Origin of the sequence: Chryseobacterium sp. HR92, assembly GCF_045689405.1 — a bacterium.
In the GTDB taxonomy this organism is placed as follows: Bacteria; Bacteroidota; Bacteroidia; order Flavobacteriales; family Weeksellaceae; genus Chryseobacterium; species Chryseobacterium viscerum_A.
Genome location: NZ_CP139139.1, coordinates 80941 through 95048, shown reverse-complemented (window position 1 = coordinate 95048; position 14108 = coordinate 80941). Strand labels below are relative to the sequence as shown.

The following is a 14108-nucleotide window of genomic DNA, read 5'->3' as shown; positions in this document are numbered from 1 at the left end:
CTGTCATGAAAAAAATATTCTACTTGTTAATGATCATTTCTTTGGTTTCTTGTTGCAAAGGCAAAAACGATGGAACAAACATAGTAAAGAAAGGTCCTATTGTTGATTCAAACAATATCAATATCAGCATTTTGATTGATTTATCCGACAGAATTGATCCTAACACAAATCCAAATCCTACAATGCAATATTTTCAGCGGGATGCAGAATATATCAAAGCCATTGAAAAAGGATTTTTAAATCATATTAAATCCAAAAGAATCATCACATATGATGATCAGATGCAGGTATTCTTTAACCCGGAACCTTCAGACCCAAAAATGAATGAGCTTACAAAAGAATTGAAAGTTTCCTTCAATAAAGATATTCCCAGAAGTTATTTTGATTCTGTCGACAAAAAATACTCTGAATTGCCTTTAAATATTTATCAGTCAGCTATAAAAGATGGAAAATACGTTGGATCCGATATCTGGGAATTTTTCAAAAACAAAGTAAAAGATTATTGCATAAAAGATGATCACAGAAATATTCTGTTCATTTTGACCGATGGCTATATGTATCATCAAAACACCAAGTTTGACGAAAAAAAGGACAACTCTTATAAAACATCTTATTTAACAACCAAACTTATAAAAGCCAATAACTTAACAACCTCTGGTTTTAAAGATACCATTGAAAAAAATGGCTATGGATTTGTAAAAGCAAATGATGATCTCAAAAATTTAGAAGTAATTGTTCTCGGTATTAATCCTGAAAAAGGAAATCCTTTTGAAGAAGCAGTCATTAAAGAATATTGGGAAAATTGGTTTAAAGAAATGAAAATTAAAAAGTATCAGATCAAATCTGCTGATCTCCCCTCCAATCTGGAACCCATTATATTAAAAACGATTTCAGAAAAATAAAAACACTCTCCAATATATTTAACTATCAAAAAAGCGAAGAATTAAATTTCCTCGCTTTTATTTATTTTCTTATCATTTCCGTATGTGGAATATCATCTTCAAGATATTTATTCCCTGTATCTACAAATCCGAATCCACTATAAAATCTTAAAAGATAATCCTGCGCGGATATTTTGATTTCAGAAGTATGAAAACGGTTTTCTATTGTTTCTATAGCATATTGTATCAGCTGTTTTCCCAGACTTTTTCCTCTCGCCTGTTCGGTAGTCAAAACCCTGCCGAAGGAAGTTTCATCATACTTTATGCCCTTATCAAATACACGGCAGTATGCCAGTATCTGTCCGTTTTCTTCAGCCCAGATATGGACTCCTTTCTGGTCATAATTATCCAGATCAGGATAAGGGCAGTTCTGTTCAATAACGAAAACATCAATACGAGCTTTCAGTACAGAATACAATTCAGGAACGGTAAACTCATCAAAGGTTTTAATTTTCCAGACAATATTACTCATCGAAACTTATATTATTATTGGTTAAAAACTCATTGGTTTTTTGGATAAAATTAAGAATGTTATCTCCACCCTCTTTCTTTTCTGCTGAGGTAACGTATAGTTCAGGAAGATCTTCCCAGGTTTTATGAAGCTCTGCTTTATAATCCTCAACATTCTTAACAGCAACATTGGGCTTTAGCTTATCAGCTTTAGTGAATACAATTGAAAAAGGTATTCCGCTTTCTCCACACCATTGTATAAATTCAAGGTCAATTTTCTGTGGGGTGTGTCTTATGTCTACCAATACAAAAAGATTGACAAGATTTCTCCTGTTCAGAATATAATTCGTGATCAGCTTTTCAAAATCCTTTCGCTGAACTTTTGAAACCTTTGCATACCCATAGCCTGGTAAATCGGTAAGATACCAGTTTTCATTCACTAAAAAATGATTGATCAGCTGGGTTTTCCCTGGAGTCTGTGATGTCTTAGCCAGGTCTTTATGATTCATCATTGCGTTGATCAATGATGACTTTCCTACGTTTGATCTTCCGATAAAAGCATATTCAGGAATATTGGGTTCAGGGCATTCCTGCCATTTTCCGCTGCTCTTTACAAACTCTGCTGTCTTGATAATCATTTTTGAATGTATTTTAGAAAAATAAACCATTAAGAAAAGCTCTTAATGGTCATTTTATGATGTTATTTATTAAACTTTATCTTTTATCCAGTTATACAGGATTTCATTGAATTCATCCGGTTTTTCCATCATGGCTGCATGGCCGCAATGATCTATCCAGAATAAATCCGAATTAGGAATAAACTTGTGCATGTCTTCTGCCACTTCCGGAGGAGTCACATTATCCTGTTTTCCCCAGATCAGACACGTAGGTGTTACAATCTTCGGAAGGTCATTCAGCATATTGTGTTTGATAGCACTTCTTGCCAGCATTACTGTTTTTATTCCTTTCATTCTGTCATTTACCACCCCGAAAACTTCATCTACAAGATCCTCTGTCGCAATCTTTGGATCATAGAAAACTTCTTCCGTTTTCTTTCTGATATAAGATCGGTCATTTTTCCTTGGAAAACTGTCCCCGAAAGTTCTTTCATATAATCCGGAACTTCCTGTAAGCACAAGATTTTTTACCAAATCAGGTCTTGCTAAAGTCAAGATAAGTCCCACATGTCCTCCCATTGAGTTTCCCATAATGGTAACCGGGCCTGAAATATGACTTTCTATAAACTTGATAATATATTTTGCGATAGTGGTAAGATTCGTATTGAGTACCGGCAGATCATAGATCGGCAGCTGAGGGACATATACTTTGAAGCCTCTTTCCGAAAAAAAATCTACCATCTTATCGAAATTACTCAAACCACCCATTAACCCGTGCAACAGCACTAATGGATGTCCTTCTCCCGCTTCTACATAGGAATATTTCTTTTCTTTTTTTGTACTAAATATCATAAAACGCCTTAATAAAGCCTTGCAAAAATACAAATTAAACCTCAAAAAAATTTTGATTATCCTAATTTAAGATAAAAATAATATAATATTCTCCTTTTTAACTTTTTTTTTCAAACACGCTTTATTATGGCTTAAATAATACTTTTTACAAGTGTCTTCATATCAGTATTTTACATTATTAAGATTCAATCTTTAATAAAACTTATTAACATTGAGTCAAAAAGTGGGAAAAAGTGGGAAATTTTGGAAATTATTATATAAATTTGTCCCAAATGAAAAATTTCATTGGGACATATGAGTGTAAAATTGACGACAAAGGCCGCTTAAAAGTTCCTTCATCTTTAATTAAACAGATGGAAAACTTCGAAGACAAGGCATTTGTAGTCAAGAGATCTGTGTTCCAGCCTTGCCTGGAAGTCTATCCTATGAATGCATGGGACAAACTGATGGGCAAAATTAATAAACTGAACAGATTCATAAAAAAGAATGCTGATTTCATACGAATGTTTACGGCAGGAGTAAAGACAGTAGAATTGGATAATGCGGGAAGATTACAGATCTCCAAAGACCTGACGATTTTTGCAAATCTTCAAAAAGATATTGTGATTACCAGCGCGGGAGAGCTCTTCGAAATTTGGGACAAAGACGCCTATGAAAAGGTAATTGCCACCAATGAAGCTGATTTTGCAAGCCTTGCCGAAGATGTGATGGGCTCTTTCGATGAAGAATAACTGTAGGTTATTAATTGATTATTATTAAATAAAAAACACAATTAAGCATGTATCATAACCCCGTTTTGTTGAAGCAGAGTGTTGATGATTTGGTGACGAATCCTGACGGAATATATGTGGACTGCACCTTTGGAGGCGGAGGCCACTCCAGGGAAATTTTGAGCAGACTTTCTGATAAAGGGAGATTGTTCAGTTTTGACCAGGATCTGGATGCACTTAAAAATACAATTGATGATCCTAGATTTACATTAGTTAATCAGAATTTCAGATTCCTGGAAAACTCATTACTGATGTACGGAGTTCCTCAGGTAGATGGTGTTTTGGCCGACCTGGGTGTTTCTTCACACCAGTTTGATGAAGCAGACAGAGGTTTCTCTACAAGAAGCAATGCTCCTTTAGATATGAGGATGAACGTAATGCAGAACCTTGATGCCAAAAGAGTAATCAATGAATATGAAGAAAGTGAACTTGCAGATCTTTTCTATCACTATGGAGAATTAAGAGAAGCAAGAAAGCTGGCGAGAGAAATTGTTCACCATAGAAAAACAAAAAGCATAGATACCACGGAGGATTTGAAAAAGCTTTTCAGCTACATTCCGCCTCATAAGGTTAATAAATTTTATGCTCAGCTTTTCCAGGCGATAAGAATTGAAGTAAACCAGGAGCTTGAAGTATTAAAGGAAATGCTGGTACAGGCTTACAATGTTTTAAAACCGGAAGGAAGGTTGGTAGTTATTTCCTACCACTCTCTGGAAGACCGTTTGGTAAAAAGATTCCTGAAAAACGGAATGTTCGAGGGAGAGCCGGCAAGAGATATCTACGGAAATTATAAAAAGGCATTCGAATTGATAAAGAGTAAAGCAATCATTCCTGATGATCAGGAAATTGAAGAAAACTCAAGAGCAAGAAGTGCCAAAATGAGAACAGGAATAAAAGTATAAAATGTGAATGAGTGAATCGTCAATAGTGAATCATTTAACAAAATAAAATTGACCATTGACATGAAGTAAATTCACTGCGAAGCAAATTGATATAATAAATTGGCAAAAAGAACAACAAATCGCCCCCAGAAAAGACTCACTTTTATAGATATTATAAAAGGAAACTTTCTGAACCGTGATGAGATCAAAATACATTACAAGTATTTTCTCTTGTTGTTTATACTGATGATGGCCATGATTTATACCAACCATCTCGTCAATAAAAAAATTAAAATTGTAAACGCCTTAAAAGAGGAAACAGAAGAATACAAATCAAGAAACGCTTACGCCCAAAGTAAGCTGATCAAAGTAAAAATGGAATCAGAGCTGGGGAAAGAGGTTGCCCGGGATTCATTGATGACCCTGGAAAACCACCCTCACAAATTGCTAATAAAACTGGACAGTACAGATGCAAAAGCAAAATGAATACGACAATAAACGTAAGAAAACGTTACGATGGGGCTACCTCTTTGCAGTGGTAGCTTTGTGCGTGTTTGTAATGTTCTTGGCAAGAATTGTTATTCTTCAGAATACCAATGTTCAGGAAATTAAAGACGATTACATTAATAAAAACTATCGTGAAGCCACTTTAAAGGCTGCCCGCGGTAATCTTTTTGCGTCGGACGGGTCTATTCTCGCAACCACAGTGATGCGATATGACATCTATCTTGATTTCAAAACGATGAAAGATACAGTGTACTCCAATAACATAGGAGCACTAACGGATTCTCTAAGCAAAATGTTCGGAAAATCCAGAGGAGAGTTCAGACAGAAATTTGACGAGCAGAAGAAAAAGAAAAATCAGTACTATACTTTGGTAAAAGGACTGGATTTCGATCAATATGACAGAATCCGAAAGTTTCCGATCTTCAAAAAAGGTAAAAATAAAGGAGGATTTATCGTTGACAGAAACTATAAAAGAGAATTAGCCACTTCAGAAATCGGAGCCGGAACCATCGGTATGGATAACGGAGAGCTTAGATCAGGGCTGGAAGGTGCTTTCTCTAAATATTTAACAGGAACTGACGGAAAAAGGCTGGAGCAAAGAATCAACTCTTCCCAGTGGAAACCTATTGACTTCTGGAAAGTGCAGGAACCGGTAGACGGAGAAGATGTATACACTACCTTAGACCTTAGGATTCAGGATATTGCGCACTCCGCACTTGAGAAGCAAATGATTAATTTCGAGGCCAAACACGGTACCGTAATCGTGATGGAAGTAGAAACCGGAAAAGTACGTGCTCTTGTCAATTTAAGAAGAACAGATTCAGGAGATTACGAAGACTCTTACAACTATGCGCTGAAAGATAATATTGAGCCTGGATCCACCTTTAAAACCATTTCGCTTCTTGCCGCAATGGATGATGGATTTATTGATGAAAATACGACAGTAAATGTAGGAAACGGAGTTTGGGTCTATGCAAAACAGAGAATCTCTGACGGCCACGGAGGTGGAACTTACGATATCAGTGATGTATTGGCAAAGTCCAGTAACGTAGGAACTTCAAAACTAATCACAAAGTATTATGCAGAAAAGCCACAAATTTTCCTTGACCACCTGAAACGTTGGAAATTATTCGACAAAATGGATATCGAGCTTCCGGGTATCACAAAACCAAAGATCGTAACTCCACAAAATAAAAGATGGAATGCCGCAACGCTGGCTTCTATTTCTTATGGATACTCTTCCAATATCAACCTGCTGCAGTTGACAACCTTCTACAACGGAGTTGCCAATGGAGGAAAAATGCTTAAGCCTTTATTCATTGACAAAATCATGAAAGACGGAAAGGTGATGTATAATGCCAAGCCTGAAGTAATGGTAAATAAAATGGCTTCTGAGAAAGCGATTAAAATGATGACCAGTGCTTTAACCAAAGCAGTAGAAAAAGGAACAGGACGAAGCATCTTTACACCCAACCTGAAAATGGCAGGAAAAACAGGAACCGCAAGATTTGAATACTGGCTGCCTGGCCCAATGAAGTACCGTGCATCGTTTGCGGGCTTCTATCCGGCAGACGCACCAAAATATACTTGCTATGTCATGATTAGTGAACCTAATACGGCAAAAGGATTTTATGGAGGTTCCGTATCAGCACCGGTGTTTAAAGAAATTGCAGGAAAAACATTCCTGAAAACACCTCAGAATATCGAAAAAGAAATGCTTGTAGACAAAAAGGTAAACCTTAGCAAAATGGTTGAACCTAATGTAAAAGTAGCAGTAAATGATAAACAAATGCCAAATGTGGTGGGATTAATCGGTAAAAACGTAATCCCGCAATTGGAAAACTTAGGATACCGTGTCGACTATAAAGGAGTGGGAAGAATTAAAGAACAGTTCCCTCTGGAAGGCACAACGATCAGTAAGAACCAGAGAATTTATTTGTCTCTGCAAAATTAAGAACAAAGTTCCGTAAGGACCATTTAAAACAAAATAGGGCAAAGCCTTATTGATAAAGATGATTATAACAGAATTAGTAAACAGAATCCCAGTACTGCAAATTCACGGTGATAGCAACCGTGAGGTGACTGAATTGGTGATCGACAGCAGAAAGGTTACAGAAAACTCTCTTTACATTGCCATGAGAGGAACAGTGGTGGATGGTCACTCATTCATTGCATCTGCCATTGAAAAAGGAGCCGCCGCAATCGTTTGCGAAGAATTTCCTGAAACATTGACTGAAAACGTAACATATGTTCAGGTAAAAGATTCATCTAAAGCTTTAGGTCACCTTGCTTCTAATTTCTATGGAAACCCTTCTCAGAAATTAAAACTGATTGGAGTTACCGGAACTAATGGAAAAACATCTGTTTCTACCCTTCTTTTTGATGTTTTCAAAAATCTGGGCTATGAATCTGCATTGCTTTCCACTGTTGAAATCAGAATCGGTGAAGAGATTATTCCTGCTACCCACACCACTCCTGATGTGATTACCATCAACAGGATTTTAGCGGAAGCAGTAGAAAAAGGATGTGAATTTGCTTTCATGGAAGTAAGCTCACACGGAATCGCCCAAAACAGAATTGAAGGATTACACTTCAAAATAGCAGGTTTTACCAACCTTACTCATGATCATTTAGATTATCATAAAACGTTTGAAGAATATTTAAAAACCAAAAAAAGATTCTTCGACCAATTAGAAGATACAGCTATTGCCATTACCAATGTTGATGACAAAAATGGGAATGTTATGCTTCAGAATACTAAGGCTGCAAAGAAGTCTTATGCTTTGAAAACCATGGCAGACTATCATGGAAAATTATTGGAAGTAGATTTCAACGGGATGCTGTTGAATTTCAATGGAAAAGAATTCTGGACGACATTAACCGGGAAATTCAATGTATACAACTTGCTGCTTGTATTCGGAATTGCTGCTGAACTTGGCTTTGAGCAGGATGAAATTCTTCAGGCGGTCAGTAAACTAAAAAGAGTTTCCGGAAGATTTGAAACCTTCAAATCCGATGGCGGAATTTTCTTTATTGTAGATTATGCACACACTCCGGATGCATTGGAAAATATCCTGGACAGCATCAATGATATAAGAACCAAAAACGAAAGATTAATCACTGTATTTGGGTGCGGAGGAGACAGAGACCACTCCAAAAGACCTGAAATGGGAAATATTGCCTCCAAAAAATCAACACTGGCAATCATCACTTCAGATAATCCGAGAACAGAAGACCCTGCACAGATCATTAAAGAAATTGAAGCAGGTGTTGAACCTCAGAACTTCAGCAAGTACACTTCAATTCCGGATAGAAGAGAAGCCATAAAGATGGCCATAAAGTTTGCAGAACCTAAAGATATTGTTTTAGTTGCCGGAAAAGGCCACGAAAACTATCAGGAGATCAATGGTGTGAAACATCATTTTGATGACAAAGAAGTAATTAATGAGCTCTGGAAATTAATGTCTAAATAGATTGAAAGATTAAACTCATTTAACGATTTAAAAATTTGATGATGACGAAGAATTTTGAAAATTTCCCGGTATATATCAAAAGTTTAGATCTTATTCAAAAAGTTTATGAGTTTCTTCAAAATCCAAGCTTTGAAAAAGAATTTGAATTTAACAACCAGATAAAAAGAGAGTTTTTCGATTAGTAATAATATTGCGGAAGGCTCAGAATATAATAACAATAGACAATTTATTAGATATTTAAAAATTGCAAAAGGCAGCTGTGCTGAAGTCAAAAGCATGCTGATTGTAAGTAAAAGATTAAAATTAGGTGACGAGAATAAAGCGGAAGAAATTATTACCCTTTCAAGAGAAGTTTCTTCAAACATATCAAAATTCATTAAGTATTTAAGTGAGAATATTGAGAAGCCCAATCTTTAAATCTTTAAATAAATTAAATTTTTAAATAATAAAAAAACAGAAACATGCTATACTATCTATACGAATATCTAACCAACCATGGAATCCACGTTCCGGGATTAGGATTGTTGAAATACATTTCCTTCCGTGCCGGAATGGCTGTACTATTCTCTCTGATTATTGCTCTTGTCTACGGAAAAAGAGTAATCAATTATCTGAGAACAAAACAAATGGGAGAATTGGTGCGTGATCTGGGATTGGATGGTCAGAAACAAAAAGAAGGAACTCCTACTATGGGAGGGCTTATTATCATTTTGGCAACCATTATTCCGGTATTGCTGTTTACCAGAATTACCAATGTGTATATTGTTCTGTTGCTGGTTTCAATGTTCTGGATGGGGGCCATTGGTTTCCTGGATGATTATTTAAAGAAAATCAAAAAAAACAAAGACGGTTTAAGTGGCAAATTTAAAATTGTAGGCCAGGTTGGTTTAGGACTGATTGTAGGAATCACAATGTATTTCCACCCGGACATCACCGTTAAAAGAAAATATGCAGATGCTAAAGTGGTGAACAGAAACAATGTAGAGCAAAACTTTATGCCGACTGAAAAAATTACCGTTTCCACCGTCCCTTTTGCCAAAAACAATGAGTTCGATTATAGTGGAATTTTGTTTTGGATGAATGATAAAGATGCCCATGAGTGGGCATGGATTGTCTTTATTCCTATTGTTATCTTCATTGTAACAGCTGTTTCAAACGGCGCCAATATTACAGATGGAATTGACGGTCTGGCAGCAGGAACAAGTGCCATTATACTGTTATCGCTGGCTCTCTTTGCTTACCTTTCCGGGAACATCATCTTTGCAGACTATCTCAATATCATGTTCCTACCCAATATGGGTGAAACCACCATTTTTGCCGTAGCAATGGTAGGTGCGGTGATCGGATTCTTCTGGTACAATACCTATCCTGCACAGGTTTTCATGGGAGACACCGGAAGTTTGATGCTGGGAGGAGTAATTGCCGTTTTAGCCATTATTTTAAGAAAAGAATTGCTGATTCCTGTATTATGCGGAATCTTCTTAATTGAAAACCTGTCTGTAATGCTTCAGGTAGTTGTTTTCAAATACAGAAAAAGAAAATACGGGTTGGAATATGCCCAAAATAATAGACTATTCAAAATGTCACCATTACACCACCATTATCAGAAAGAAGGGTTCCACGAAAGTAAAATCGTGAACAGAATGATCATCATCGGGGTAATATTGGCAATTGTATGTCTGATCACATTAAAAATGAGATAAATTGTAAAAAGTAAGAATGTATTAACGTATTAATGATTACCACCAGGATACATGAATACAATATACATCAATACATAAATACAAAAATTATATGAAAATAGTTGTTTTAGGAGGTGGAGAAAGCGGATGCGGAGCTGCTTATTTGGCTAAAAAGAAAGGTCTGGAAGTATTTCTTTCAGATAAAGGAGCCATTAAGGATAACTATAAGCAGTTTCTTACCGAAAATGAAATTGAATTTGAAGAAGGGAACCACGATGAAGAAAGGATTTTAAATGCTGACTGGATCGTAAAAAGCCCGGGAATTCCGAAAAAGGCAGACATCATCAATAAAATTCATGAAAAAGGAATCAGACTTTCCTCTGAAATTGAATTTGCTTCTGAATTTACAGATGCAAAAATCATTGCCATTACCGGAAGCAACGGAAAAACAACCACTACTTCCCTGATCTATTATATCCTGAAAAATGACGGATTGAATGTAGGTTTGGGAGGAAATATCGGATACAGCTTTGCCAAGCAGGTTGCAGATGAAAATCATGAATATTATGTACTGGAAGTAAGCTCTTTCCAACTGGATGACATTCAGAATTTCAGACCTTATATCTCTTTATTGTTGAATCTGTCTCAGGATCACCTGGATCAGTACAACTACAACTATGAAGAATATGCTTTAGCAAAATTCCGAATCACTGAAAATCAGGAGAATGACAACTTCTTCATCTACAACAAAGATGATGAGATGAGTAAAAATCTTCTTGAAAAACTTGAAATAAAAGCTAAAATGGTTCCATTCTCAACAAAAGAGAAGTTACCTGAAGGAGGTTTTGTGAATGAAGATCAGATTGTAGTAAAAATGAAAGACGAATTCTCAATGAAAGTTGATGAATTGTCTCTATTGGGAAATCATAATGTAGCCAACAGTCTTGCAGCATCCATTGCCGGTAAAATATTAAAAATCAACAATGAAAGCATCAGACATTCATTGATGACATTCCAGGCCGTAGAGCACAGATTAGAGTTTGTTACTGAAATTGATAACGTAAAATATATCAACGACAGTAAGGCAACCAATGTGAACGCTACTTACTATGCTTTGGAAAGTATGAAAACCCCAACCGTATGGATTGTGGGTGGATTAGATAAAGGAAATGACTATACCGAAATTGAAGATTTAGTCAAAAGAAAAGTAAAGGCAATTGTTTGCCTTGGAGTAGATAACAAGAAGATCATAGATTTCTTTAAAGATAAAAAAGAAGTTATTTATGATACTTCAAGCATGGAAGAAGCGGTGAGAATTTCAAAATCACTGGCTAAAAAAGGCGATACGATCTTACTATCTCCGTGCTGTGCGAGCTTTGACTTGTTCAAAAGCTATGAAGACAGAGGACGTCAGTTTAAAGAGCAGGTATTAAAGTAAATGTAAAAAGTATTAATGTATTAACGTATTAATGATCATCAGTTTCATCAATACATTTTACATCAGTACATGAATACAATAATTATGGACGAACAGAACACAGAAAGCAGATTTGAATTTCTAAAGGGCGATAAAGTACTTTGGATGGTCATCCTTGTGATCTCCATTTTCTCTATTTTCCCTGTATACTCTGCAAGTTCAAATCTTGAATACATTGTTAATAACGGGACTACAACTGGTCACGTTATCAAACATATGTTCTTTGTAGTCTTGGGATTAGCAATCATGAGACTGGTAGGAACCATAAAATATGAATACATCGGAAAGCTCAGCAGTATTCTGCTAGGCCTTATGATTGTTTTGCTGATTGTTACCATGTTTACCGGACAGACCATTGACGGAGCCAGTGCTTCCAGATGGCTGAAAATCCCGGGAACACCAATTTCCTTCCAGCCTTCATCATTTGCCTTTTTAATGCTAATCATCTATCTGTGCAGATATTTAACCAAAAAGATCACCAGAGAAAGGCTTCCGATAGAGAATATCATGTATATTTTCGGACCTATTCTGCTTGTTTTCGTACTGGTAGCAAAAGATAACGGTTCTACAGCATTGATGATTTTAATGGTTTCCGTAGTGGTTCTTGTCATAGGCCAGCTTCACTGGAAATACATTGCAGGATTTATTTCTGCCTCATTTGTAGCCATTGTCCTATTCTTATTGATAGCTCTGAATACTAATATGATTGGCGGAAACCGTGTGCATACGTGGATGAGCCGTGTAGAAACATTTACCTCAAGCAAAGCAAAATCAGCAGATGTAGATGATGAAAGCGTAAAAGCGAAAAATTATCAGGTAATGCAGGCCAAAGCAGCCATCGTACATGGCGGAATTACCGGAATGGGACCAGGAAAAAGCGCATTGAAACAAATGCTTCCCCAATCTGCCTCCGACTTTATTTTTGCGGTCATCGTAGAAGAATATGGCGTGATTGGAGCTGCTTTTCTGATCAGTTTATACCTGATCATGATGATAAGGATTGTAATGATCGCCAGTAAGATGCCGGCATTTTTCGGATCGCTGCTCGTGCTCAGTCTCGGGGTAATGATTTTTATTCAGCTTTCGGTAAACATAGCCGTTGCAGTAAATCTGATCCCGGTAACAGGACAGCCACTGCCTTTGATAAGTTATGGAGGAACCTCAATGCTGGTCACCTATTTGCAGTTAGGCATTATTTTAAATATAAGCTCAAGGATTCAGATTTATGATGAAGAAGGAATGGGCAAAAAACAAAGTGTAGCAGAAATAAACGATATCGCTTAAAATGGACAAAAAATTAAAAATATTATTATCTGGCGGAGGAACCGGAGGACACATCTTCCCAGCCATCGCTATTGCTGATGAGATCAGAAAAAGATTTCCTGATGCAGAATTTTTGTTCATTGGTGCCAACGGGAAAATGGAAATGGAAAAAGTTCCACAGGCAGGATATAAAATTGAGGGAATTGACATCGCAGGAATTGACAGAGGAAATCTCTTATCCAATCTGGGACTGCCTTTCAAGATTCTGAAAAGTTTATCAAAATCTAAAAGGATTATTAAAAACTTCGCCCCCGATTTTGCAGTAGGAACCGGAGGATTTGCCAGCGGACCCGCTCTTTATGAAGCAAGCAAAATGGGAATTCCGATTTTCATACAGGAACAGAATGCTCATGCAGGGGTAACCAATAAAATTTTAAGCAAGAAAGCCAAAGCCGTTTTTACAGCTTATCCAAAAGTAGAAGGTTTTCCGGCAGAGAAAATAAAATTTCTGGGGAATCCGATTCGTGAGAACATTGTTTCAGGAATGCAGGATACAGCCCAGGCAAAAGAAAAAATGGGATTGAATAAAGATAAACTTACGATTCTGTCTGTAGGCGGCTCTTTAGGCTCCAGAACATTGAATAATGCATGGAAATCTCATTTAAAACAAATTGTAGATAAAGATTATCAGCTGATCTGGCAGACAGGAAAGCTTGATTATAAAGATATTTTAGCAGAAACAAAAGATACAGACACCAGAAACATTCAGATCCTTGAATTCATCAAAGATATGGAGCTGGCTTACTCTGCAGCCGATATCATTGTTTCCAGAGCCGGTGCTATTGCTATTTCAGAACTGGCTGTAGCACAAAAACCAGTGCTTTTGGTTCCTTTCCCTTTTGCAGCGGAAGACCACCAAACGAAAAATGCCATGAATCTGGTTGAAAAAAATGCAGCAAGAATGGTAAAGGACTCTGAAATGCAGGAAAAATTCTGGGATACATTATCAGAAATCTGCGAAAATGAAAGTGTAAGAAAAGAAATGTCCGACAATCTGAAATATTTTGCCAAGCCAAATGCCGCAAAAGAGATTGTAGACGAAATATTTAATAAACTGTAAAAAGTATCATTGTAAAATGTATTAATGACAAGAATACTCATGAATACATTGTACATAAATACAGCAATACAAAAC

15 protein-coding genes are annotated in these 14108 nt (G+C 36.5%); 12 read left to right on the top strand and 3 right to left on the bottom strand.

Going from position 1 to position 14108, the window contains the following annotated elements; genetic code table 11:
• The first annotated feature begins 5 nt into the window (after window positions 1–5).
• Window positions 6–902, top strand: coding sequence for a hypothetical protein (locus tag SFA27_RS00480; RefSeq protein WP_407295408.1), 897 nt, complete (start codon window positions 6–8; stop codon window positions 900–902).
• 61 nt (window positions 903–963) lie between these two features.
• On the opposite strand, the gene SFA27_RS00475 is transcribed toward SFA27_RS00480, so the two are convergent.
• The 3 genes from SFA27_RS00475 to SFA27_RS00465 all read right to left on the bottom strand — a co-directional run bounded on the left by SFA27_RS00475 (window position 964) and on the right by SFA27_RS00465 (window position 2860).
• Window positions 964–1413: a GNAT family N-acetyltransferase gene (locus SFA27_RS00475; protein WP_264519362.1), complete on the bottom strand. Its 450-nt coding sequence runs from the start codon at window positions 1411–1413 to the stop codon at window positions 964–966.
• A complete protein-coding gene (gene yihA, locus SFA27_RS00470; protein ID WP_047378044.1) occupies window positions 1406–2029 on the bottom strand; it encodes a ribosome biogenesis GTP-binding protein YihA/YsxC in 624 nt (207 codons plus the stop codon). Before yihA ends, SFA27_RS00475 begins: the two co-directional genes overlap by 8 nt.
• A 69-nt stretch (window positions 2030–2098) precedes the next feature.
• Complete coding sequence (locus SFA27_RS00465) at window positions 2099–2860, bottom strand: alpha/beta fold hydrolase (protein WP_047378002.1); 762 nt, start codon at window positions 2858–2860, stop codon at window positions 2099–2101.
• Window positions 2861–3132: 272 nt separating this feature from the next.
• On the opposite strand from SFA27_RS00465, the gene mraZ reads away from it, so the two are divergent.
• The 11 genes from mraZ to murG all read left to right on the top strand — a co-directional run bounded on the left by mraZ (window position 3133) and on the right by murG (window position 14033).
• Window positions 3133–3591, top strand: a complete 459-nt coding sequence (mraZ, locus tag SFA27_RS00460; protein ID WP_047378001.1) for a division/cell wall cluster transcriptional repressor MraZ — start codon at window positions 3133–3135, stop codon at window positions 3589–3591.
• 47 nt (window positions 3592–3638) lie between these two features.
• Window positions 3639–4532 carry a 16S rRNA (cytosine(1402)-N(4))-methyltransferase RsmH gene (gene rsmH, locus SFA27_RS00455; RefSeq protein WP_047378000.1) on the top strand — a complete coding sequence of 298 codons (894 nt, stop codon included), beginning with the start codon at window positions 3639–3641 and terminating at the stop codon, window positions 4530–4532.
• A 99-nt stretch (window positions 4533–4631) separates the two neighbouring features.
• Window positions 4632–4997, top strand: a complete 366-nt coding sequence (locus SFA27_RS00450) for an FtsL-like putative cell division protein (RefSeq protein WP_047377999.1) — start codon at window positions 4632–4634, stop codon at window positions 4995–4997.
• Window positions 4981–6972 carry a penicillin-binding transpeptidase domain-containing protein gene (locus tag SFA27_RS00445; RefSeq protein WP_407295403.1) on the top strand — a complete coding sequence of 664 codons (1992 nt, stop codon included), beginning with the start codon at window positions 4981–4983 and terminating at the stop codon, window positions 6970–6972. The genes SFA27_RS00450 and SFA27_RS00445 overlap by 17 nt, the downstream gene beginning before the upstream one ends.
• 58 nt (window positions 6973–7030) lie before the next feature.
• Window positions 7031–8491: a UDP-N-acetylmuramoyl-L-alanyl-D-glutamate--2,6-diaminopimelate ligase gene (locus SFA27_RS00440; RefSeq protein ID WP_047377997.1), complete on the top strand. Its 1461-nt coding sequence runs from the start codon at window positions 7031–7033 to the stop codon at window positions 8489–8491.
• A 41-nt stretch (window positions 8492–8532) separates the two neighbouring features.
• Complete coding sequence (locus tag SFA27_RS00435; RefSeq protein WP_407295400.1) at window positions 8533–8673, top strand: hypothetical protein; 141 nt, start codon at window positions 8533–8535, stop codon at window positions 8671–8673.
• Window positions 8669–8908: a four helix bundle protein gene (locus SFA27_RS00430; RefSeq protein WP_407298192.1), complete on the top strand. Its 240-nt coding sequence runs from the start codon at window positions 8669–8671 to the stop codon at window positions 8906–8908. The genes SFA27_RS00435 and SFA27_RS00430 overlap by 5 nt, the downstream gene beginning before the upstream one ends.
• Before the next feature lie 44 nt (window positions 8909–8952).
• Window positions 8953–10194, top strand: coding sequence for a phospho-N-acetylmuramoyl-pentapeptide-transferase (mraY, locus tag SFA27_RS00425; protein ID WP_047377995.1), 1242 nt, complete (start codon window positions 8953–8955; stop codon window positions 10192–10194).
• Between the two features lie 91 nt (window positions 10195–10285).
• On the top strand, window positions 10286–11611 hold the full coding sequence (gene murD / locus SFA27_RS00420) for a UDP-N-acetylmuramoyl-L-alanine--D-glutamate ligase (protein ID WP_407295396.1): 1326 nt from the start codon (window positions 10286–10288) through the stop codon (window positions 11609–11611).
• Window positions 11612–11680: 69 nt separating this feature from the next.
• The gene (locus tag SFA27_RS00415) at window positions 11681–12934 is read left to right on the top strand and encodes an FtsW/RodA/SpoVE family cell cycle protein (RefSeq protein WP_264519365.1); all 1254 of its coding nucleotides are present in this window, start codon (window positions 11681–11683) and stop codon (window positions 12932–12934) included.
• A 1-nt stretch (window position 12935) separates the two neighbouring features.
• The gene (murG, locus tag SFA27_RS00410) at window positions 12936–14033 is read left to right on the top strand and encodes an undecaprenyldiphospho-muramoylpentapeptide beta-N-acetylglucosaminyltransferase (RefSeq protein WP_255813171.1); all 1098 of its coding nucleotides are present in this window, start codon (window positions 12936–12938) and stop codon (window positions 14031–14033) included.
• Window positions 14034–14108 lie beyond the last annotated feature (75 nt).

Coding starts and splice junctions, on each gene's coding strand:
- SFA27_RS00480 (WP_407295408.1), top strand. CDS start 6: ATGAAAAAAATATTCTACTTGTTAATGATCATTTCTTTGGTTTCTTGT.
- SFA27_RS00435 (WP_407295400.1), top strand. CDS start 8,533: ATGACGAAGAATTTTGAAAATTTCCCGGTATATATCAAAAGTTTAGAT.
- murD (WP_407295396.1), top strand. CDS start 10,286: ATGAAAATAGTTGTTTTAGGAGGTGGAGAAAGCGGATGCGGAGCTGCT.
- murG (WP_255813171.1), top strand. CDS start 12,936: ATGGACAAAAAATTAAAAATATTATTATCTGGCGGAGGAACCGGAGGA.
- mraY (WP_047377995.1), top strand. CDS start 8,953: ATGCTATACTATCTATACGAATATCTAACCAACCATGGAATCCACGTT.
- mraZ (WP_047378001.1), top strand. CDS start 3,133: ATGAAAAATTTCATTGGGACATATGAGTGTAAAATTGACGACAAAGGC.
- yihA (WP_047378044.1), bottom strand. CDS start 2,029: ATGATTATCAAGACAGCAGAGTTTGTAAAGAGCAGCGGAAAATGGCAG.
- SFA27_RS00475 (WP_264519362.1), bottom strand. CDS start 1,413: ATGAGTAATATTGTCTGGAAAATTAAAACCTTTGATGAGTTTACCGTT.
- SFA27_RS00465 (WP_047378002.1), bottom strand. CDS start 2,860: ATGATATTTAGTACAAAAAAAGAAAAGAAATATTCCTATGTAGAAGCG.
- rsmH (WP_047378000.1), top strand. CDS start 3,639: ATGTATCATAACCCCGTTTTGTTGAAGCAGAGTGTTGATGATTTGGTG.
- SFA27_RS00445 (WP_407295403.1), top strand. CDS start 4,981: ATGCAAAAGCAAAATGAATACGACAATAAACGTAAGAAAACGTTACGA.
- SFA27_RS00440 (WP_047377997.1), top strand. CDS start 7,031: ATGATTATAACAGAATTAGTAAACAGAATCCCAGTACTGCAAATTCAC.
- SFA27_RS00415 (WP_264519365.1), top strand. CDS start 11,681: ATGAATACAATAATTATGGACGAACAGAACACAGAAAGCAGATTTGAA.